Consider the following 19,565-nt stretch of genomic DNA (forward strand, 5'->3'; position numbering starts at 1 on the left):
CAAGAATGACGAAGGAGGTACAGCATGAACGATTTGCTTACGGTTCGAGAGCTGAAAACCAATTTTCGTACAGAAACAGGAGAAGTGACGTCCGTTGATGACGTCAGCTTCTCTCTTCAAGAAGGCGAGACCTTATGTATCGTCGGCGAATCTGGCTGCGGGAAGAGCGTGACATCTCTATCGATTCTGCGCTTACTTGGACGAAGTGGTTATATATCTCACGGATCCATTCGGTTTCAGGATAAAGAGCTGGCTGAGCTCCCCGAACATGAACTGATTAAACTTCGAGGCAAAGATATCGCCATGATCTTTCAGGACCCGATGTCCTCTCTTAATCCGGTATTCACCATCGGAAATCAATTGATCGAGGTTATTCGGATGCATCTAGATTTAAACGCTAAACAAGCCAAAGAGCACGCAATAACCTTGCTTAAGCAAGTCGGTTTTTCAAGAGCAGAGCAGATTCTTGGTCAATATCCCCATACCTTATCAGGTGGAATGAAACAGCGGGTTATGATTGCCATGGCTCTTGCCTGCAAGCCCAAGCTCCTGATTGCGGATGAACCTACGACAGCTCTGGATGTGACGATTCAAGCTCAAATTCTCCAGCTGATTAAGGATATTCGTTCTGAATATGGCACTTCAATCATGCTGATTACGCATGACCTGGGTGTTGTTGCAGAGATGGCGGATCGAATTATCGTGATGTATGCCGGTCAGGTGGTGGAGGAAGGGGAAGTGTTCGAGCTGTTTGACCATCCTGCACATCCCTACACCAATGGCTTGATGGAATCCATCCCTCATATAGAAATGGATGACGTGAAGCTTCGCTCTATTCAAGGTTCGGTTCCTTCCCTGCAGGAGATGCCTTCAGGCTGCAGATTTATGAAGCGATGCACAAGAGCTGGGGAACGATGTCATTCGCTGCCTCCGCTTACAGAGATTAAAGCAGGTCACAAAGTAAGATGCTGGTATCCAATCATGCCGGACAATTTGTCCAAGATCGAGGGGTGAATCGATGTCCACACTACAGATGAATAAAAAAGAAATCATTACAGCTGCAACACCGTTGCTTCAACTAGAATCTGTTCATAAATATTACTCGATAAAGAAAGGACTATTCTCCAAAACCATCGGTCATATCAAAGCGGTGGATGGGGTGGATTTAACGGTGTTTCCTGGAGAAACAGTCGGACTTGTAGGAGAGTCGGGTTGTGGAAAATCAACGCTTGGGAGAAGCATTGTTAAGCTGGAGGAGGTCAGCACAGGTAAGGTTTTATTTGAGGGAAAGGATCTTGCTCCGCTGCCTCTTGGACAAATGCGAGGAATCAGGCGCGACTTGCAAATGATCTTTCAAGATCCGTATTCATCCTTGAATCCGAGAAAGCGGGTCGTGGACTTAATGACAGAGCCGCTCAAAGTACTACGGGGGATGACGGATGGAGAGGCTCTGCAGCAGGCTTCTTGGCTTATGGAGATTGTTGGGCTCCCTCTCTCAAGTCTTGGTAAATATCCACACGAATTCTCGGGAGGCCAGCGACAGAGAATAGGCATTGCTCGCGCTGTGGCCCTGAAGCCTAAACTCATCGTATGTGATGAGCCAGTCTCGGCACTGGATGTGTCGATTCAAGCCCAAATTTTGAACTTGCTGAAGGATTTACAACAAGAGTTTAATCTGACATACCTGTTCATTGGACATGGACTAGGCTCAGTTAAATATATGAGCGACCGAATTGCAGTCATGTATTTAGGGAAAATCGTTGAGTTTGCTTCTGCCAAAGCTTTGTTTCAGCATCCGAAGCATCCTTATACCAAAGCATTATTGGATGCTTATCCTGTCCCTAATCCACATCTTCGAAATAAAGAGCGGATCCTCCTGCAAGGGGATGTTCCGAGTCCGGCAGCACCACCGACAGGCTGTCGTTTTCATACCCGCTGCCCACTGGCAAATCATAAATGTAAGGAAGAAGAACCTGTGCTGACCAATAATGGATCTGAACAGAACCATCATTATGCCTGTCATTATCCGCTCATAAGTAACCCAATAGTGAGGACTCGAGAAGAGGGGGCACTCTATGTTTAATTACATTATCCGTAGATTACTTATCGCCCTTCCGGTGCTTCTTGGTGTTACCTTTCTAAATTTTGTGCTGATTAACCTAGCCCCTGGTGACCCGGTGGATATGTATGTGAATCCGGATGTAACGGAGGAGGACAAGCAGATCCGGAGAGAGGCTCTAGGTCTTAATGATCCATTTATGATCCGTTATTTTAAATGGCTTGCAAACTTATTACAGGGTGATCTCGGGCATTCCTTCAGCTCATTCCAGCCTGTTACGGCCATGATTGCTGAACGCATTGGTCCGACCTTGCTGTTAGTCGGAGCTTCTATATTGTTTGGTTATTTAATTGCTATACCGATTGGGATATATTGTGCTGTCAAATCTGGCTCCAAATTTGATTACTTGATGTCAACGGGCTCTCTTCTTGGTGTATCCATTCCCAATTTTTTTCTTGGACTAGGTCTTATTTATATCTTCGGTGTTCTGCTAGGTATACTTCCTACCGGTGGTATGAACTCGATGGGAGGAAGCGGAGGGTTCTGGGATACACTGACTCACCTTATCCTGCCTACAATTACGCTAGGGACCTCCATATCCGGGGGCATGATCCGTTATGTGCGTTCAAGTGTCATTGAAGTGCTCGGGCAGGAATATCTCAGGACGGCTAGGGCAAAGGGAATGAAGGAATTTATCGTTATTAATAAACATGCGCTAAAAAATGCGCTAATCCCTCTTATCACGATTGCGGGTCTTGATATTCCCATACTCATCGGCGGGGCAGTGATTACGGAAACGATCTTTCAGTGGAACGGAATGGGGCAGCTTACCATTCAAGCCATATTCTCAAGAGATTTTCCACTGCTTATGGGCGTGAATATGCTGGCCGCCTTGTCTGTGTTAGCCGCAAACCTATGGTCTGATGTGATGTATGCGGTCGTTGATCCACGTATCAAATACAGTTAATGAAAGGAGTGAGAAAGTATGCCTTCACTGAATGTGCAGCCTATTGCAGCTTCAGAAGATAGGACATCAGCAGCCATGGCTCAAGTGCCTTCCTATGAAGTGGATAGCTACTGGAGAATGATTAGACAGCGATTTATGCAGCACAAGCTTGCTGTAGCAGGCCTTATAATCATGGGATTATTAATTCTCGTTGGTATATTTGCGCCATTAATCGCGCCATACGATCCGAATGCAATTATAGGTGCGTTCTCCGCACCCCCTTCTGGGGCTCACTGGCTTGGAACGGATCAGGTAGGAAGAGATGTGCTCAGCAGGTTGATATATGCTACTCGGGTATCGCTTGCGGTAGGTGTTATCACCGTAATCCTGTATGTACTAATAGGTACAGTAGTTGGCGCCATTGCAGGTTATGTCGGAGGATGGGTTGACATGCTGATCAATCGAATTATTGATGTGTTTATGTCATTTCCCAGCATGATGGTCATTCTTGTACTGGTAACCGTACTTGGTACAGGACTCTCAAATATTATTATCGTGCTTGCTCTGCTTGGATGGCCAGCAGTTGCAAGACTGGTGAGAGGCAGTGTGCTCTCACTTCGGCAAACTGAATTTGTAAGAGCCGGGATCGCGCTTGGTTTCAGTTCACCTCGCCTCATCTTCGGACATATCTTACCGAATGCGATGGGACCTATTCTCGTCAATGCGACTTTTGGAGCAGCTGCCGCGATTCTATCTGAATCCTCTCTTAGCTTTTTGGGAATGGGCGTTCAGCCGCCGGCTGCAAGCTGGGGGAATATGCTGAATGCAGCACAGTCCATCACTGCACTGACCACTCAGCCGTGGTTATGGATTCCGCCGGGGCTCGTTATTATACTGTCCGTACTGTCCATTAATTTTATAGGTGATGGTATTCGTGATGCGATGGACTCACGCAGGACGGGTGTATGAAAGTAGAGGGCATATGAAGAATACCAAGCTCGATTTGCTAAAAAAATATCCAAGAGATGCGCTGCTGTTTATTGCCGCCAGCTTTGTCAATTCCACAGGCAAAGCGATCATGTGGCCACTAACTACACTATATGTTCACAATATAATGGGGAAATCCTATGGTGAGGCCGGACTCATTGTGTTATATCAAGCGCTGTGCAGTGTAATCGGTGAAATAGTAGGGGGGAATTTGTATTACCGGCTTGGCCCGAAGCTCCTGATTACCGGCTCCTTTATTCTGTCTGCTGCCGCGCTGTATGGTATAGCCTTCACTGACAGCTGGCCGGCGTATATTTTATGCGTATGCTTGCTTGGCTTCGTTAACGGAATTGCACTTCCATCCTTGAACGCCTATGTTGGGTTTCGTTGGAAAGAGCATCGAAGAACACTGTATAACCTGATGTATGTATGCAACAATTTCGGTTTGTCCATTGGAGCGATGGTTGGTGGTCTAATTGCTTCTATTTCCTTTACTTTAACCTATACGTTCACAGGAACAACAACACTTTTATTTGCCATATTTTTGCTATTTTTTATGCGTGTACGTGCAGGCACCTCTTCACATCCTCACTCTATTCCGAATACAGATAAGAATCCCAATATAATAGAAGAAAGTAAGCCGCTAATAATGGAAGAGGCACATCTGGATCGAAAAAGCTTGTTGAAAAACATGAGCATATATTTGTTTATTTCACTTGGTGCCATGTTCTTCTGGATTTCCTTCTCTCTCTGGTCAACGGGAATTGCTCCTTACATAGACGAGAAGGGGATGGATCTTAAGTTCTACAGTCTGCTGTGGACAATCAATGGTTTTGTAATTTTGTTCGGACAACCTTTTACTGCCTGGATGAAAAGCCGTTTTGCACAAACAATCGTTCGGCAAATGTTTGTAAGTGCAATATTCTCAGCTATTGCGTTTACTTTCATCCTGTTCTTCCATGATCAGTACATTTACCTCGTTCTCGGCATGATCCTCGCGACCATCGGTGAGATGATGCTGCTGCCGACAATTCCTACTTTTTTCTCTGAACGAACAGGCCCTTATGCACCTTTCTATATGGGGTTGTCCGGAGGATTTGCCAATGTGGGAAGAATGATTGGTCCGTTAATGTTCGGTAATGTATATGATCTTTGGGGGATTGTTCCGGTTATTTTTCTAGGCACGATGTCTTCATTTGCTGCACTTGCGATGTTCTATATTCATTCCAACTTAAACAAAAAAGAAGAGCCTGTGCACACCATATCGTTGAGACCAGAGACCCTGGGGAAATAAGCAAATAAGCTCAAAGGTTAAGAAAGGAGACTAACAAATTAGCCGTCATTTGTTAAGCACAAGTGACGGCTTGTTTAGCTAATTAGAGAAGGAGTATGATGATAAATTCTACAAATCCTCCGCCCCAGCGTACAACATTCCTTGAAGGACGGCAATCCACGCAAATGAATACAGCAATACAAAAAGTTCAGAGCCCAATTCTGTATTTACAAGCAACTTTAAAGTATAAGGTCGCGTCCTATATAGAGGAGGTGCTGAATGATGAAAATCCGAACTCAAATGATATGGTTATTACTATTTGTATTTACGATTGCAGGGTGTGGTCAGAGTACGGAAGGGGGGCCTGTCCCTGATCCAGGAGTTGACCAAGGCGTTGTGGAGCCGAATGAGCCCGAGGCAGTAATCAAGGAAGCGAGAGGAACGCTTACAGGTCTTGCCGATCCGCACACGGTTGAGATTGTAATCGATGGCAAGCCGACAGCCTTTCAGTTAGGCGAGGGAATGCAGGATGCGATTGCAGAGGTAGAAGAGAACAGCGTGCTTGAGTTTAAATATGAAGAGCGACCGATTGAAGGCCAGGACTCCCTTCAGCAGTTGGTTCTCATTGAGATTATAAGCTCTGCACAAGGAAGTGAGGGTCCTAAAGGCATTGATTCTGAATCACCGGGAGACGGAAGACCTGCCGTAACAGAGATCGAATTGCAGCTTGAAGGTACGACGGAGCAAAAAGAAGCAGAGCTGGTAAAAGCAGCAGATGGATATTCTCTATATGTGTTTGATATATTCACCTTTAATCCTGAGACCGGTGTGTTGTCTATGGATGTGGATCCGGACTATGAGGTGAAGATTGGTCAAGAGAGCGGTGATACGGAGCTTGTACAGTTAAGAGAAGAGGGGATAACCAGACTCTCTAAGTATGGCACGGTAGAAGAACAGGAAAGTGGCAGCATAGACGATGCAAGCCTGTATCTAAAAGTACGGGAAGAAACGACAGGTGATTCCTATGAATATATCATCAAGGATATAGATGGCACCTGGTTCATTTATGAGGTATCCATCCCGCAAGGAGAACCGACGGAAGGGTTTAAGCCTCACGCCTATGCTTCTCTAAATACAATTGAGCTTGATCAATAGAGGCTCTCATACGTGGATAATAGGTCCGATACCGCTTAAGGGTTCGGACCTTTTTTCATTATCTAGGAGTTATCACTCATGAATAATCGCTTCCGAAAATTTCGTGGTGATATGCCTTCCTGTTTGGTGAAGCAGGATGTGAAGTACGCAGCCTGATTAAAGCCTACTTCTTCAGCAACCCGGCTGATGGATAGATCTGTTTGTAATAGCAGCAGCTTTGCCTGCTCGATTCGGTATTGCAGCAAATACTCGACTGGAGAACAATTGAATTCCTTCTGCATGCACCGTGCGATATAGACAGGGTGAAAATTGATATGCTCTCCCATGGTCTGAGCTTTGAATTCCTCCCGATAATACTTGCGTATATACGCAGCCGCTTTACTGGCGCACGTAGAGGAAGGCGAGGAAGTCGGAGGCTCCAGTGCTCCTGCCAAATGCTCCATCAGCTCTTGAAAGACAAGCTGCTGTTTCCATAAGGATGGAGTATGATGACCATGCTGTACAAGCCCGGTTAATGTTCGAAGCAATTCCTCTGTTCTGTCTATGCTTGGCAGCGTGCCGAACTGGGGGATCTGTAACGTGAAGTAATTCGGGACCATTAACTGCAGCTCGGAAGAATCATGGCTCGGAAGCTTCAGAGATGAAGAATCCGTACTCCATGAGCTGGAAGATTGAAAATGCAGCCAGTAATAGGTTGTATCCTCCGAGCAATCTTTCGTCCCGTAATGATGCGCATCCGGCCGTAGTATTAAATATTTCCCTGCGCTGATCTGATAGGCAGTTCCGTTCTCTGTGACATCAAGCTCACCAGAGAGCACAACCAGCAGATCAAATATGCCGATATTCCTGCGGTTTGGATGCTTACCTGCCATAGGTCCATTACAAATCCCGCTCATGATATACTCCGGCAGCGGAGGGACGGAGAAATGAAGAATCGTCATAATAAAGCCCTTTCATTTCCTTAGGTTTGAATATTATAAGTTTGAGTTCATAAAATGATATTATCCATTTAGTATACCATCTATAATTTGAAAATGTTGAGGCGTTCAGAATGCTTTTTGTAATAAACGCTTATTTTGTTGTGGAGGTTGGAATATTAGATATGGATAGCAAAAAGTTTACGTTGTGGGTGCTCGCATGGCCCATATTTATTGAGCTGTTTCTGCAGTTTCTGCTCGGAGCAGTCGATACATTAATGGTAAGCCGGATCTCCGACGATGCCGTCGCTGTTGTCGGCTTCTCTAATCAGCTGTTTCAGGCAATGACGGTCTTGTTTACAACGATTGCCAGTGGGGCAGGGATTCTGATTGCTCAGAAGCTGGGATCAAGCAAGAAGCAGGATGCCCGCATTATCGGTATTATGGCTTTTAGCGTAACCACGCTGATCGGCATTCTTTGCAGCGTTGTTCTGTATGTGTTTCCAGAACAGATTTCTTCCATGCTGCAGCTACCAGCCGGATTGCTTCCGCTCGCAGGGACTTATATTTCGATTGTAGGCGGGGGTATGGTGCTCGTGGCAATGATGGCGACGATGAGCACGGTGATTCGGAATACAGGAAATACGAAGGGGCCGATGTATGTTGCCATCGGGATGAATATTATACACGTCTTCTTTAACTATGGATTCATATTCGGGGCCTTCGGTTTCCCGCAGTGGGGACTTACTGGAGTAGCGATCTCAACGGTCGTAAGCCGCCTTTTGGCAGTTTTACTTCTGTTCTACATGTTCCTTCGGTCCTTTGATTATAAGATACAGTTGAAGGAATTCCGTATATTTAACAAACCTTTGTTCGGCGAAATTATGAAGATCGGCTGGCCGCTTGGGGTCAATTCCTCCTGCTGGGTCTTTACACAGCTTATTCTATATTCTTTTATCGCGACGCTTGGATCTGCGGAACTGGCAGCGAGAACTTATATGAACACACTGGAATCGTTCTGTTTCCTGCTCGGATCCTCGATTGCGATGGCAGCTCAAATTCAAATTGCGCATTTGTTTGGTGCAGGCAAAATAAAGGAAGCATACCGCAGTGCTTACAGGGCCTTGGGTATCGGGGCAATATATGTTGTCGTCAATGCATTCATACTCTTTGTATTCGGAAGACATATATTAGGCTTGTTCACCGATGATCAGACTATTATTGCGATTGGGGCCTCCTTGCTCGGGATGAATCTGATCCTGCAGCCGGGGAAAATGCTCAATATGGCACTCGGCAGCTCGCTCAATGCGATTGGAGATACGAGGTTTACAATGTATATCTCATTAGGATCAATGTGGATTGTAGCTACCGGGCTCTCTTACGTACTGGGAGTTCACATGGGATGGGGGCTGGTCGGAATCTATTCCTGTATGATCGCTGACGAATATTTAAGAGGAATCCTGTCTTATTACAGATGGAGAGGAAAGAAATATTTGAAGAAGGCAGAAGTGAGCAGCGACGAAGCTGAAACTCCTCCATCTGTTGAAACGATACCTGCAATATAATCTAAATGTGCATTCAACGTAGCCCGCATTTTACAGTGTGACGAATAGAGCATCAACGTAAAGATATGGTATGATTACAGTGAATGTACATCATTAACTGTGGAGCTGACAGAATGCGCAATAATAAATGGAACAAATATGCAGGTATCGGGTTGATACTAGTGGGCCTGCTCGTCATGACATTAACAGGGAGAGATCAATTCATCGGATTCATCCCTATGCTGATCGGTCTTGTGTTTGTAGGAATCTATGCGGCGAGGACGTTTAAAGAAGTGCGAAAAACGATGAATAACCATGATGAGTAGAAGTACGGACAGTGCAAGGGACTCTTCCTGAGAAACGTCAGGCAGAGTCCCTTTTTTGTTGCTTATAGTGAGCGTTCCTTCTGCTCCATGAGATAAGAAGGGTGAGGATTCATAAATAGTTCCTCTGGTTCTTCATCATATAGCCGGATGCTAAGCACTACTCCCATGCAAGCCATGTTAATGAGCAGTGATGATCCACCGAAGCTGAGAAAAGGCAGCGTAATTCCTGTCAGCGGCATTAAACCGATAAACATCCCGATATTCTCAAAAATTTGATAGAGCAGCATGGACACGATTCCCACAATGATAACAGGACCTTCGCTGCTCTTGCACTCCAGCGCAATGGTAATGAGTCTGTGAACAATAATGAAATACAAAAATAAAATGACGGATACACCAAGAAATCCGAACTCCTCCGCGGCTACAACGATAATCGAATCAGAATAGGTGTATGGGACAAAGCCCGACTGAACGTAAGCACCGCTGAGAAAGCCCTTGCCAAATAATCCGCCCGAAGCAATAGCCAGCTTGGCATTGTTGGTATGGTAGGTGGCATCCTTGCTCGATTCATCGGGAAGAAGCCAAGCATCAAACCGATCCAGCCAGTGTTCTTTGTCTATATCGGTCAAGAAGCTGGTAATCTCATCATGAAAACCGATATACGACTTGATTCCTCCATACACGAGCACCGCGATAAGTAACATAATCAGCAGGGTATGCGTGTTTTTCATATTACCGATCCATAGAATACCCAGCAGAATGACGACATAGCAGAGTGCGTTTCCCATATCATTCTGCACCATAACGAACGCGAAGGGAACAAAGGTGAGGAGAGAAATGGGAACAACGTCTTTCCAGAAGAAGAGCTCCCGCTGCTTGGCTGCTACAATAGCGGCAAGACTCAAAATCAATATGAATTTAAACACTTCTGCCGGCTGTACGTTGACAGGTCCTAAGCTGATCCAGCCTTTGGCACCATTAATGACATCTCCGAAGAAGGCAACATAGAGAAGCAGCAATAGACCAGCCGCAAACAGAATCCAATGATACTTAATGAACAGCTTGTAATTAATAAATGCCGTCCCAAAGAGTACGACAAATCCAAGCATATAATAGAGCAGCATTGTCTTGTCAGAGCCGGCCATAATCGGATCAGACTGAATACCGCTGTGAATGAGAAGGATGCTCGCAACCATAAAGAAGCATAGAATGATAACGATCGTCCAGTCTATTTTCTTGAGATGGGATAGCATGATTAACTCCTCTCTATTTGTTGTCTCTTCTATTAAATTATAGTTCAGACATCTAATCTTTACCAATTACCTGTGTGCAAGCTTAACACCTTTACTTACCACTGTGAATTAGATGGGTTAGGATATTATGGCGAAAATTAGAATTATATAGAATAAAATTAGAAACTTTTTCCGATACAGAGCGTCTAATACTATGATTTTTAGAGGAGAATAGAAAAATAGAACAAAAGGAGTCAAAGAATGAAACTGAAGAAACTATCCATGCTAACCGTCCTGGCCTTGTCACAGATCGCTTCAGCTATCCCGGTTAGTGCACAATCTACCGTAACCAATGCTCCACCAGAATCGGACGTGAGCAAAGTTCTCGAGCAGAGCCTGACATCTCAAGAGACTGGAAACGAAGCTTCTATCTCTGATCAGCAAGGCACTCAAGGAGAACTTGAAAATAACAGTTCTGTTACAAACGAGTCATCGCCATTGCCAAACGCACCCACTGAAACGGAAACGGGTGAGGTGGCTGAACCGCCTGCAGAAGTTATTGACAATACGGATACGACGGAACCTATACCTGCGGCTTCCGCTAATGAGCTGATACTGCACTTTAACAGCACGAAGATGGAGCAAGGCGACCAAGTATATAATGCACCTCAGCCAATGCAAGTTAAGAAAGGTGTATCGTATGTTCCGATCCGTGCCCTTGTGGACCGTGTAGGCTATAAGGTGACTTATGACAAGAAAACCAAGGAAACCATTATTACGAGCGGAACAAACGAGCTGCGCTTCAAAACGGACAGCAGCAAGTATACGGTTAATGGAGTTTCAAAGTCGATGAAAGGCACCTCCTTCCAAACGAAGAATACCTTCATGGTCCCGCTGACTGCGATTACTCAAGCACTTAATATATCTTATAAGGTAGACAATGTCGGCAAGCGAATCATTATGGATGTGTCGGTTAAGCCTGTTGCCAAGTTCACAATCCAGGAGAAGGAAATTTTTGCTGGCCAAACGACACTTACGTATGTAACGGAAGCGACTTCACCTTCAGGACTTGAGATTGTTAACGAACGCTGGGAAGGCAGACAGGACATTTATGCTCAAGCAGGCGAGTACACCATTACATACACGGTACAAGACGAGAACGGAACCTGGAGTGATCCATACAGCCAGAAGATAACCGTACTCCAGCCTAATCTGCCGCCAGTTGCCATGTTCACGACGGATAAGGATGAATATCGAATGGGCGAATTCATTACCATTACGGATCAAAGTACCGACGATGGTCAGATTGTGAAGCATGATTGGAATAATAAAGCCTATGCACATTTCACGCCAGGACCCAAAACCATCAGCCTTACGGTAACCGACAATAAAGGGTTAACAGCTACTTATGAGAAGACGATTATTGTTACTGGGGAAACGCTGTATTCTGCAGATGACTTTAATAAGCTGCTGCTGCCTCCAGGGGAGAAGTTCTCATTTGACGGGTCTAATGTGCCTGCTCTTCCAAAAATTAACTATTCATATTATGATGAGCCCAGCACACTCATTCGTAGTAACAGTCCAGAAACCGTTAACAGTGAAGGTATTGTGTATAAGGAAACCTCTGTGGGCAACACCCGCTTTATGATTCACCATGTGAACAATGTCGGCAAGAACGTGAAGATGTATGTAGTCGCGACGAACAAGAACGCCACGAAGGCAACCATAACGACAGAGAATCTTGGATTTGCCGGTCCGACAGGTATTGCAACCGCAGCGGGTAAGAAATCCGTATACAATTATTTTGAATCCATGCAGAACGGCTCCAAACGATCGATGCTGACACTCGAACCGGGAGAGAGCAAGCTGGTGATGACAGAGCTGAGTAAGACGAGAATGAAGCAAGGGGATGTTATCTCGTTATTCTCTGATATGCACAGCGACTATCCGATTGAGTACAATGTCGTAATGATTGATGAGAAGCTTGATCCGCTTACCGTGCTTGGTGAGCTGCCTGTTCTCGATCGCGATGGTGTACACAACCGAGGAACGTACCCGAATTCGACTCGAGTCATTCGTTATTCTGAGTATGTTGGGGATACCGCGCAGCGTTTAGCTCTAGGTGATAATCAGGACGATCCGAATCTGGCGGGTATGGACCCCATGCTTGGTGTTGAAGCCTCCAATACAGGTAACTTCGGTGTACTGTACAAAATGACATTTGATAACGTAGCGGCCAATACACTGATCTCCTTCAATCCACGTGGAGGTAAATATTCCGGATATGCCATGGTCAACGGCAATATTACGGCGATCTATTCTGCCGGACAGGTCAGCGCACCTAATGAGCAGGCAGTATTATACCGTACAGGTAACTATAGTCAAAAAGTAGAAATCCTGATGACTGCAGCCCCAGGAAGTAATTTGCCTGTCAATCTGCTCTTTACACCACTGCCAGAGAAAAAAGAATAGTTATCCTAATTAACAAACAGCCATGTATCCTGAAGCACCTGGGATAGATGGCTGTTTGACTTTATTCGATACCGAGCATCTCGAGTCCCAGCTCAATCCTGGGATCATCCTGATTGTCGGTCAGATATACGGCGTACAATTTGGAGGGTGGAACAGTAAATTCAGTGGGCAGCTCGTACAGCTGTCCTGTCTGAATATAGGGGTCCGCTATTGCGCGAGGTAGATAACCAAATCCACCTCCCTGCAGAAGCATGGTCAGCATAATTGCCGAATGATCGGTCTGAAGCGGAGGAATATAGGCATCACCCACGATACCCCTGAACCATTCTGGAAAGGGATGGCCCCATTCAATATGATAATAATTCTGATCATAGAAATCAGTCCTTGTGATGAAGTTGTCTCTCGGTTTGGATGAAACGAGTATAATTTCCTCCTCAAACAAGAACTTCTTCGTAAATTTCGGATGTTCTGGCGGATCGTAACGAAGGGCGAGCTGTACGATTCCATCGAGTAACAGGTCACGAATCATATAGCTGGAGTCAATATAGCTTAGAAATTTGACAGCAATACTTGGGTGTTTTTTTCTAAAATCAAGCATGTTCTGCAAATATATGTAGTGCCATACGGACCCAGGTCCGCTAACAATAAGGTGATGATCCACTTCCTCTTGGAGTGTTACCTTACTCTCCTCGTAAATTCGCAGCATTCTCTCCGCATAAGGTAAAAAAGCGATGCCTGCTTGAGTAAGACGGACATTTCGTTTATCCCGGTCGAGCAGTGTTTTTCCTAATGTGGCTTCGAGCGCTTTGATTCTGGCCGTAACAGCAGATTGTGAAATATGTAGAAATTCCGCCGCTTTCGTAAAATTGCGAATCTTACATACAGCCAGTAAAGCTTCAATCTGTGAGATATCCATATGAATATGACCTGCTCTCCAATTATTCAAAATATTAATTATTATAATACATATTATTCGTTATACAAATGAATAAGGACGCGCTATGATTTTGTAAACAGGAAACGGGAGGTTAGATCCATGCAAGAACAAGTAATGATTAAGCAATTGTCTATAGTAGAAGATCATATTGAAGAGTTAGCAGACTTATTGGTAGATGTAGTTAATGACGGGGCTTCGATCGGATTTCTGCCACCCTTGACGAAGGCTGAGTCTAGAGTCTATTGGGACGACGTCATACAGGAGGATGTGCGTTGTTTTGTATTAATAGAGAATGGTAAAGTCGTAGGATCCGTACAGCTTCAGTTATGTATGAAGAAGAACGGACTTCATAGAGCTGAGATTGCTAAGCTTATGATTCATCCTTCTGCCAGACGGCGGGGATACGGAAGAATGTTATTAGACGCCGCTGAAACCAGCGCTAGGGAGGATAAGAGGACGATAATCGTTCTGGATACGAGAGATGGAGATCCCTCCAATCTCCTGTATCAATCCCATGGTTATATATTCGCTGGTCAAATTCCACACTACGCAAGAAGTGAGACTGGGGAGCTCGATCCAACGAATTACTATTATAAATTGTTAAAATAACCATACTGCCAGCTAGATCAAGCAGATTGTTAAAAAAGAATCTCAGCTAGAACACCCTTCTAGCTAAGATTCTTTGTCATTGAAAGCTCTAGATTAGTACCATTTAAAAGATTTTGCGATAATCACCAACAAAATGAACAATACAAGAATTCCTCCGATTTTGAAGTTATCGTGTCCATCTTCGTAGCTCATTTAACCACACCTCCTATACCGGATTTAATAGCATTTTATGCACTCCCTTATGATTTGGATTACGCTAGTAACTATTTTTAATAGAGTCGAAATCAAATTCATAATATCTTTAGCTGCTTTATGATATGTTTAGATAAATAATAATCTATTAATTAGGTATTTCTACCACAGGAGGAGACACATGGAACAAAACAACAAAATCACATTAGCAGAAGCATACAACAAGAGCGAGTACCCTATTCTAGGGAATGGTAAGTGGAATGTTCAGATGCTGAAGGAGGCATTAGAGCATGTGGACGGGACAATGGCAGGAGACCGCTATGGGACAGGCAAAGTGATTGAAGATTTTGAGCGTAAAATGGCTGATATGTTAGGCAAAGAATCGGCAGTGTTTTTTCCGAGTGGTACGATGGCGCAGCAGATTGCGATGCGAATATGGTCAGATGAGAAAGACAGCAAGATCGTCGCATATCATCCACTTAGTCATCTGGAAATACATGAAGAAGACGGTCTCAAGGAGCTGCATCACTTGGAGCCAGTCCTTCTCGGAGAAGCACACCGTCTGATTCGATTGCAAGATGTGAAGCAGTTAGGACGAGATGTGGCATGTTTGCTGCTAGAATTGCCGCAGCGTGAGATTGGAGGTCAGCTGCCGGAGTTTGAGGAGCTTGTTGAAATTTCTGCCTATTGCAGAGAACAGGGGATTCGGCTGCACCTGGACGGTGCAAGACTCTTCGAAACAACACCTTACTATGGAAAGTCCGCAGCCGAGATATGTGCGCTGTTTGACAGTGTTTACGTCTCTTTTTATAAAGGAATTGGCGGTATTGCTGGTGCGATATTAGCAGGACCTGAAAAATTCACTACAGTATCCAAGGTATGGAAGAGACGACATGGCGGAGATTTGATCGGCTTATATCCTTACATTCTGAGCAGTGATTATTATTTCAATAAACGGATTGACCGAATGGCAGAATATTATAACCGGGCAAAGGAGCTCGCCAGCTTGTTCAATCAGTGCTCTGGAGTTAGAACTGTTCCACAGGTCCCCGTGACAAATATGTTTCATCTTCATTTTCATATGTCTGCTAGTGACCTTGCGCCCATACTGATTGATGTATATACACAAACAGGAGTCGGCTTAATCTCGTTTCTTCGAGAAGTTCACGACCAGGAATGCAAGACAGAGATTAGTTTAGGAGATCGTTACGGCGAAGTACCGCAGGATCGGCTATATCAGGCGATTCAATTACTTCAGGAGAACATGTTAAAGTAATGCGATAGATTACGAGCTCCATGCATGACATTTTCATTCTATGACAAGTGCGTGCTGCTCTTCCTAGATAGGAAGGACCTCGAGCTAACGGATTTATACCATTGAGAACAAAGTATCGTGATGAGGATGACATCAACAATGTCTCCTCCATAATACATAAGCACAGCTCCGGCTTCTGCCTGTAAGATATCTACACCCGTAGGGGGGTGGGCATAAATATACTTGGACAGGATATTATGTCCTGCCGATGAGAGCAGCAAGATACAAGCTCTTAGTCTGAAGCTGACTCGATGTGGAACAGGATCCACATAGATTATTGAGCATGTAAACAGGAATCCCGCTAGAAGCATATGAACATGGACGAACCAGTGCAGCCAGAAGTGAACGTGCATTAGTGAATAGATACTGGTCATATACAGAAGCCACATACTTCCGAGGTTAATGAGTGACGCTGAAATAGGATGACTGATAATTCGGATCACAGGTCGGTTGAGAAAGGAAATGAATCTCCGGCCCTGCCGAACAGGAATTGTACGCAGTATAAGGGTCATCGGAGCTGCAAATACAAGCAGGACGGGAGCGAGCATTCCAATCAGCAAGTGGCTAAGCATGTGATATCGAAAATCGTGATGAGCCGCATTAGCTAGAGGTCCGAAGACTGCGGCGAGCGCACATGCAATACCTAGCAGCCAGAAGAGAGTCCGGTGTATCTTCCATGTTCGCAGCTTTTGGCTGGACACAATAGCCGCAATCATATATATAATCATCACTGTGATGAGAGGCAGAGCAAACAAATATAGAGGAAGAGAAGACTGGGCTGAAGAAATGTGATTATGAATCGGCATAGGCTGAAGCTGCTCCTGTATGTTTAGTTTGAATAATCAGCATTACTCCAACAATGACTAGCACTATGGCAAACAGGTTCCAGATGATGTCGTAGACGAGTACATTCTCAACATACCTGATCTGATGAAGCAGCATGATCTTATGCTGGATCGTACCATCATATAATTGAAACAGACCACCGCCCAATAGAACACCGCCCCACCAGCGTTTCTTATGCAAAGCGTCCGTTCTCAGCAGATGAGCAAGCATAAATAAACCTCCGATCGTAGCAAACCAGCTGAAGGCGTGAAATATACCGTCGGATATAAGTCCAATGGAGGTCGTTGATTTATCATAGAAATGATGCCAATGAAGCAGCTGATGAAAAACGGTTTCATCTATGAAGCTAACAAGTCCTAGACCAAATAAAATACCAGACCATAGGTTTAATGATGGCAGACGACCCTGCGCTCCGACTGAGCCAGGGTTACGTTTTGTCTTCGATTCCGGCCGGCTTTGATTGTGCATGAGCAGTACCTCCTTGAGAAACAGATATGAATTAAGTTTTACCAGAAAAATCATATGTAAACTTACTCCATTCAAAGCAATCGATAAGAACGATGCAATCTATCTATTATTATAATTTCAACATATGAAAATTTCATAATAGGAAAACATTTAGCTTACTTAGATACTTTACATAAAATGAAATACGATCACTTTACTTACATTCAATTGATATAAGAAAAAATGAAGTGTTAAAATAATTTTATCGGATTCAATAATTCAAGTGTGAACCATTACGCATTTTTTGTAACAAGAGTATAGAATAAAGAATAAGAATAATAACGTTTCAGATGATTAGGATATGAACATGATGCTTAATTAGGAGGTTGGAGAATGAAGGCGCATGAAATTATGATTAGTCCCGTCTATAAAGTGAAAGAAAGTGACAATGTTGAACAGGTTATTCAGAGATTTATCGATCATCGGATTAGTGGTCTTCCGGTAGTTAATGAACGCAATGAAATTGTCGGCTACATCAGTGACGGAGACATTATGCGTTATATAGGGAAGAAGGATGATATGTTTATATATACATACGCTGTTAATTTGAATTATGAGGAGTATGAAGATCGAGTCAAACAAATTATGAAACTGAATGTGATGTCCATATGTAAGAAGAAAGTGATAACCGTATCCTGGAATGAGGATATTGAGATCATTGCCTCGATTCTCGGTAAAAAACAGATCAAAAAGCTCCCAGTCCACCGCAATGGCGTTCTTGCAGGGATCATCAGCAGAGGCGATGTCATTCGCCATTCCTTTCAATCTCTTTTGTAGTTATGGAATATGATGTAGGATAGAAATAAGAAATCTTTATCTTCTTCGTATCCAAGCCAGAAAGGGTGAAGTGAACGTGAAAAAAGGGCTGACAAAAGCAGGTATTGGTGCAATTGATGACGTCTTGTTCATACAAAAAGCGGCAGAATATGGTTTTGAAGCCGTTGATCTGGATGCCAAGCAGCTCGTCGATACAATAGGACTGGAAAGTGCACAGCAGCTTCTCAAGGAACAGGGCATGATTATTGGATCTATCGGACTGGACGTAGAATGGCGAGGCACGGATGAACAGTTTAAGCAAGGATTAGAGGGTCTTGCCCTATCCGCAGCTCGTGCGGAACAGCTTGGCTGTAAGGCTTGTACTACATATATATTACCGTCCACCGATGAGAAAGCGGCTTCATTTATGGCCAGAAGCATTACACGGTTAAGATCCTGTGCTGAAGTACTAGGGGTCTATGGCATACGTCTTGGTCTAGAATTTGTGGGGCCGCATCACCTAAGAACCGCATGGAAGCATCCTTATATTTGGACCGCAGATGAGACGCTGGAGATGATCGACGCAATTGGCCTGTCTAATGTGGGATTGCTGGTTGATTTTTATCATTGTCATACAACAGGCTTAACTCCGAATGATCTGCTTCGTCTCAAAGAGAACCAAATCGTTCATGTGCACATAAATGATGCCTATGACCTCCCGATAGAACAACTGCTTGATAATGACCGGGCTTATCCTGGAGAAGGTGTCATCGATCTCTCCGGCTACTTGAGCAGCTTGGCCCAAATCGGATATCATGGTGTTGTATCCCAAGAGATTTTGTCTCCGAAACAGCCGGAAGGAACTTGGGATGACTTATTAGCCCGCTCCCGCAGCGGATTTGGAAAGGTGTTCAAGTAAATGACAACAATAGATAAGATCGCATGGATTCACTTGCTTAACGGACAAATTCTAGGTGCTCGCAGTAAAGGCAAGGATACGTATTATTTGCCGGGCGGCAAAAGAGAGCCTGGCGAGTCAGATGAAGAAACATTGATTCGTGAGATCCAAGAAGAATTATCTGTCGATATTCTTAAGGAGCGGATTCAATTATACGGTACGTTCGAGGCCCCGGCACATGGCAAATCGGAAGGGGTTCAAGTGATGATGACCTGCTACATGGCTGATTACGAAGGAGTCCTAAGTCCTGAATCCGAGATCGAGGAGCTGAAATGGTTGAATTATGCTGATCGAGAACAAGTGTCAGCAGTAACACAGCTTATTTTTGACCAGCTTCATAGCGAGAATTTGTTGAAGTAGACTTCATTCTCGTATAGGTTAGATGACTTGCAATTAAAAGAATGCTTTAATTAATATCAAGACACAGTGCAGCTATAGAGCTTCACTGTGTTTTTTTACTTAAATAATCCGTATAGACAAGTGTTTTCACTTCACGTAAACTAAGCAATAGACGCCATTCAAACTGGAATTCAT

General features: G+C 44.3%; 19 protein-coding genes. 14 read left to right on the plus strand and 5 right to left on the minus strand.

Going from position 1 to position 19,565, the window contains the following annotated elements; translation table 11 throughout:
* The first annotated feature begins 24 nt into the window (after window positions 1–24).
* From ACFSVM_RS08200 to ACFSVM_RS08225, 6 genes are all read left to right on the plus strand, one after another.
* Entirely contained in the window at window positions 25–1,014 is a 990-nt protein-coding gene (locus ACFSVM_RS08200) for an ABC transporter ATP-binding protein (protein ID WP_076310867.1), read from the plus strand.
* Window positions 1,015–1,018: 4 nt separating this feature from the next.
* Window positions 1,019–2,083 carry an ABC transporter ATP-binding protein gene (locus ACFSVM_RS08205; protein WP_256209519.1) on the plus strand — a complete coding sequence of 355 codons (1,065 nt, stop codon included), beginning with the start codon at window positions 1,019–1,021 and terminating at the stop codon, window positions 2,081–2,083.
* Window positions 2,076–3,026 (plus strand): ABC transporter permease, encoded by a 951-nt coding sequence (locus ACFSVM_RS08210; protein ID WP_076310866.1) that lies wholly within the window; start codon window positions 2,076–2,078, stop codon window positions 3,024–3,026. Before ACFSVM_RS08205 ends, ACFSVM_RS08210 begins: the two co-directional genes overlap by 8 nt.
* A 75-nt stretch (window positions 3,027–3,101) precedes the next feature.
* A complete protein-coding gene (gene opp4C / locus ACFSVM_RS08215; protein WP_143757707.1) occupies window positions 3,102–3,974 on the plus strand; it encodes an oligopeptide ABC transporter permease in 873 nt (290 codons plus the stop codon).
* Window positions 3,943–5,286 (plus strand): MFS transporter, encoded by a 1,344-nt coding sequence (locus tag ACFSVM_RS08220; protein ID WP_379262931.1) that lies wholly within the window; start codon window positions 3,943–3,945, stop codon window positions 5,284–5,286. Before opp4C ends, ACFSVM_RS08220 begins: the two co-directional genes overlap by 32 nt.
* Before the next feature lie 258 nt (window positions 5,287–5,544).
* Complete coding sequence (locus tag ACFSVM_RS08225; protein ID WP_076310863.1) at window positions 5,545–6,420, plus strand: hypothetical protein; 876 nt, start codon at window positions 5,545–5,547, stop codon at window positions 6,418–6,420.
* Between the two features lie 62 nt (window positions 6,421–6,482).
* Here the strand turns inward: ACFSVM_RS08225 and ACFSVM_RS08230 are convergent, their stop codons facing one another.
* Window positions 6,483–7,361, minus strand: coding sequence for an AraC family transcriptional regulator (locus tag ACFSVM_RS08230; protein WP_090722573.1), 879 nt, complete (start codon window positions 7,359–7,361; stop codon window positions 6,483–6,485).
* 152 nt (window positions 7,362–7,513) lie between these two features.
* On the opposite strand from ACFSVM_RS08230, the gene ACFSVM_RS08235 reads away from it, so the two are divergent.
* Entirely contained in the window at window positions 7,514–8,902 is a 1,389-nt protein-coding gene (locus ACFSVM_RS08235) for an MATE family efflux transporter (protein WP_379262933.1), read from the plus strand.
* Window positions 8,903–9,015: 113 nt separating this feature from the next.
* Entirely contained in the window at window positions 9,016–9,207 is a 192-nt protein-coding gene (locus ACFSVM_RS08240; RefSeq protein ID WP_076310860.1) for a hypothetical protein, read from the plus strand.
* Between the two features lie 62 nt (window positions 9,208–9,269).
* Here ACFSVM_RS08240 and ACFSVM_RS08245 read toward each other — a convergent pair whose 3' ends face one another.
* Window positions 9,270–10,460, minus strand: a complete 1,191-nt coding sequence (locus ACFSVM_RS08245) for an FtsW/RodA/SpoVE family cell cycle protein (protein ID WP_379261353.1) — start codon at window positions 10,458–10,460, stop codon at window positions 9,270–9,272.
* A gap of 240 nt (window positions 10,461–10,700) precedes the next feature.
* On the opposite strand from ACFSVM_RS08245, the gene ACFSVM_RS08250 reads away from it, so the two are divergent.
* Window positions 10,701–12,911 (plus strand): stalk domain-containing protein, encoded by a 2,211-nt coding sequence (locus tag ACFSVM_RS08250; protein WP_379261355.1) that lies wholly within the window; start codon window positions 10,701–10,703, stop codon window positions 12,909–12,911.
* Between the two features lie 61 nt (window positions 12,912–12,972).
* On the opposite strand, the gene ACFSVM_RS08255 is transcribed toward ACFSVM_RS08250, so the two are convergent.
* On the minus strand, window positions 12,973–13,827 hold the full coding sequence (locus tag ACFSVM_RS08255; RefSeq protein WP_379261357.1) for a LysR family transcriptional regulator: 855 nt from the start codon (window positions 13,825–13,827) through the stop codon (window positions 12,973–12,975).
* Window positions 13,828–13,947: 120 nt separating this feature from the next.
* Between ACFSVM_RS08255 and ACFSVM_RS08260 the strand changes: the two genes are divergently transcribed.
* On the plus strand, window positions 13,948–14,457 hold the full coding sequence (locus tag ACFSVM_RS08260) for a GNAT family N-acetyltransferase (protein ID WP_379261359.1): 510 nt from the start codon (window positions 13,948–13,950) through the stop codon (window positions 14,455–14,457).
* Window positions 14,458–14,830: 373 nt separating this feature from the next.
* Entirely contained in the window at window positions 14,831–15,925 is a 1,095-nt protein-coding gene (locus ACFSVM_RS08265; protein ID WP_379261361.1) for a threonine aldolase family protein, read from the plus strand.
* Window positions 15,926–15,963: 38 nt separating this feature from the next.
* Here the strand turns inward: ACFSVM_RS08265 and ACFSVM_RS08270 are convergent, their stop codons facing one another.
* Window positions 15,964–16,770 (minus strand): cytochrome c oxidase assembly protein, encoded by an 807-nt coding sequence (locus tag ACFSVM_RS08270; protein ID WP_379261363.1) that lies wholly within the window; start codon window positions 16,768–16,770, stop codon window positions 15,964–15,966.
* Window positions 16,757–17,278: a DUF2243 domain-containing protein gene (locus ACFSVM_RS08275; RefSeq protein ID WP_379261365.1), complete on the minus strand. Its 522-nt coding sequence runs from the start codon at window positions 17,276–17,278 to the stop codon at window positions 16,757–16,759. Before ACFSVM_RS08275 ends, ACFSVM_RS08270 begins: the two co-directional genes overlap by 14 nt.
* 372 nt (window positions 17,279–17,650) lie before the next feature.
* On the opposite strand from ACFSVM_RS08275, the gene ACFSVM_RS08280 reads away from it, so the two are divergent.
* From ACFSVM_RS08280 to ACFSVM_RS08290, 3 genes are all read left to right on the plus strand, one after another.
* Entirely contained in the window at window positions 17,651–18,094 is a 444-nt protein-coding gene (locus ACFSVM_RS08280; protein WP_076310853.1) for a CBS domain-containing protein, read from the plus strand.
* 76 nt (window positions 18,095–18,170) lie between these two features.
* The gene (locus ACFSVM_RS08285; protein ID WP_379261367.1) at window positions 18,171–18,992 is read left to right on the plus strand and encodes a sugar phosphate isomerase/epimerase family protein; all 822 of its coding nucleotides are present in this window, start codon (window positions 18,171–18,173) and stop codon (window positions 18,990–18,992) included.
* Window positions 18,993–19,391 carry an NUDIX hydrolase gene (locus ACFSVM_RS08290; protein ID WP_379261368.1) on the plus strand — a complete coding sequence of 133 codons (399 nt, stop codon included), beginning with the start codon at window positions 18,993–18,995 and terminating at the stop codon, window positions 19,389–19,391. It abuts the gene before it with no gap.
* The last annotated feature ends 174 nt before the right edge of the window (window positions 19,392–19,565 follow it).

Origin of the sequence: Paenibacillus shunpengii (assembly GCF_042684905.1) — a bacterium.
GTDB classification, from domain to species: Bacteria; Bacillota; Bacilli; order Paenibacillales; family Paenibacillaceae; genus Paenibacillus; species Paenibacillus shunpengii.

Coding starts and splice junctions, on each gene's coding strand:
- ACFSVM_RS08205 (WP_256209519.1), top strand. CDS start 1,019: ATGTCCACACTACAGATGAATAAAAAAGAAATCATTACAGCTGCAACA.
- ACFSVM_RS08225 (WP_076310863.1), top strand. CDS start 5,545: ATGATGAAAATCCGAACTCAAATGATATGGTTATTACTATTTGTATTT.
- ACFSVM_RS08200 (WP_076310867.1), top strand. CDS start 25: ATGAACGATTTGCTTACGGTTCGAGAGCTGAAAACCAATTTTCGTACA.
- ACFSVM_RS08255 (WP_379261357.1), bottom strand. CDS start 13,827: ATGGATATCTCACAGATTGAAGCTTTACTGGCTGTATGTAAGATTCGC.
- ACFSVM_RS08250 (WP_379261355.1), top strand. CDS start 10,701: ATGAAACTGAAGAAACTATCCATGCTAACCGTCCTGGCCTTGTCACAG.
- ACFSVM_RS08245 (WP_379261353.1), bottom strand. CDS start 10,460: ATGCTATCCCATCTCAAGAAAATAGACTGGACGATCGTTATCATTCTA.
- ACFSVM_RS08240 (WP_076310860.1), top strand. CDS start 9,016: ATGCGCAATAATAAATGGAACAAATATGCAGGTATCGGGTTGATACTA.
- ACFSVM_RS08230 (WP_090722573.1), bottom strand. CDS start 7,361: ATGACGATTCTTCATTTCTCCGTCCCTCCGCTGCCGGAGTATATCATG.
- opp4C (WP_143757707.1), top strand. CDS start 3,102: ATGGCTCAAGTGCCTTCCTATGAAGTGGATAGCTACTGGAGAATGATT.
- ACFSVM_RS08275 (WP_379261365.1), bottom strand. CDS start 17,278: ATGCACAATCAAAGCCGGCCGGAATCGAAGACAAAACGTAACCCTGGC.
- ACFSVM_RS08280 (WP_076310853.1), top strand. CDS start 17,651: ATGAAGGCGCATGAAATTATGATTAGTCCCGTCTATAAAGTGAAAGAA.
- ACFSVM_RS08220 (WP_379262931.1), top strand. CDS start 3,943: ATGCGATGGACTCACGCAGGACGGGTGTATGAAAGTAGAGGGCATATG.
- ACFSVM_RS08260 (WP_379261359.1), top strand. CDS start 13,948: ATGCAAGAACAAGTAATGATTAAGCAATTGTCTATAGTAGAAGATCAT.
- ACFSVM_RS08265 (WP_379261361.1), top strand. CDS start 14,831: ATGGAACAAAACAACAAAATCACATTAGCAGAAGCATACAACAAGAGC.
- ACFSVM_RS08270 (WP_379261363.1), bottom strand. CDS start 16,770: ATGCCGATTCATAATCACATTTCTTCAGCCCAGTCTTCTCTTCCTCTA.
- ACFSVM_RS08290 (WP_379261368.1), top strand. CDS start 18,993: ATGACAACAATAGATAAGATCGCATGGATTCACTTGCTTAACGGACAA.
- ACFSVM_RS08210 (WP_076310866.1), top strand. CDS start 2,076: ATGTTTAATTACATTATCCGTAGATTACTTATCGCCCTTCCGGTGCTT.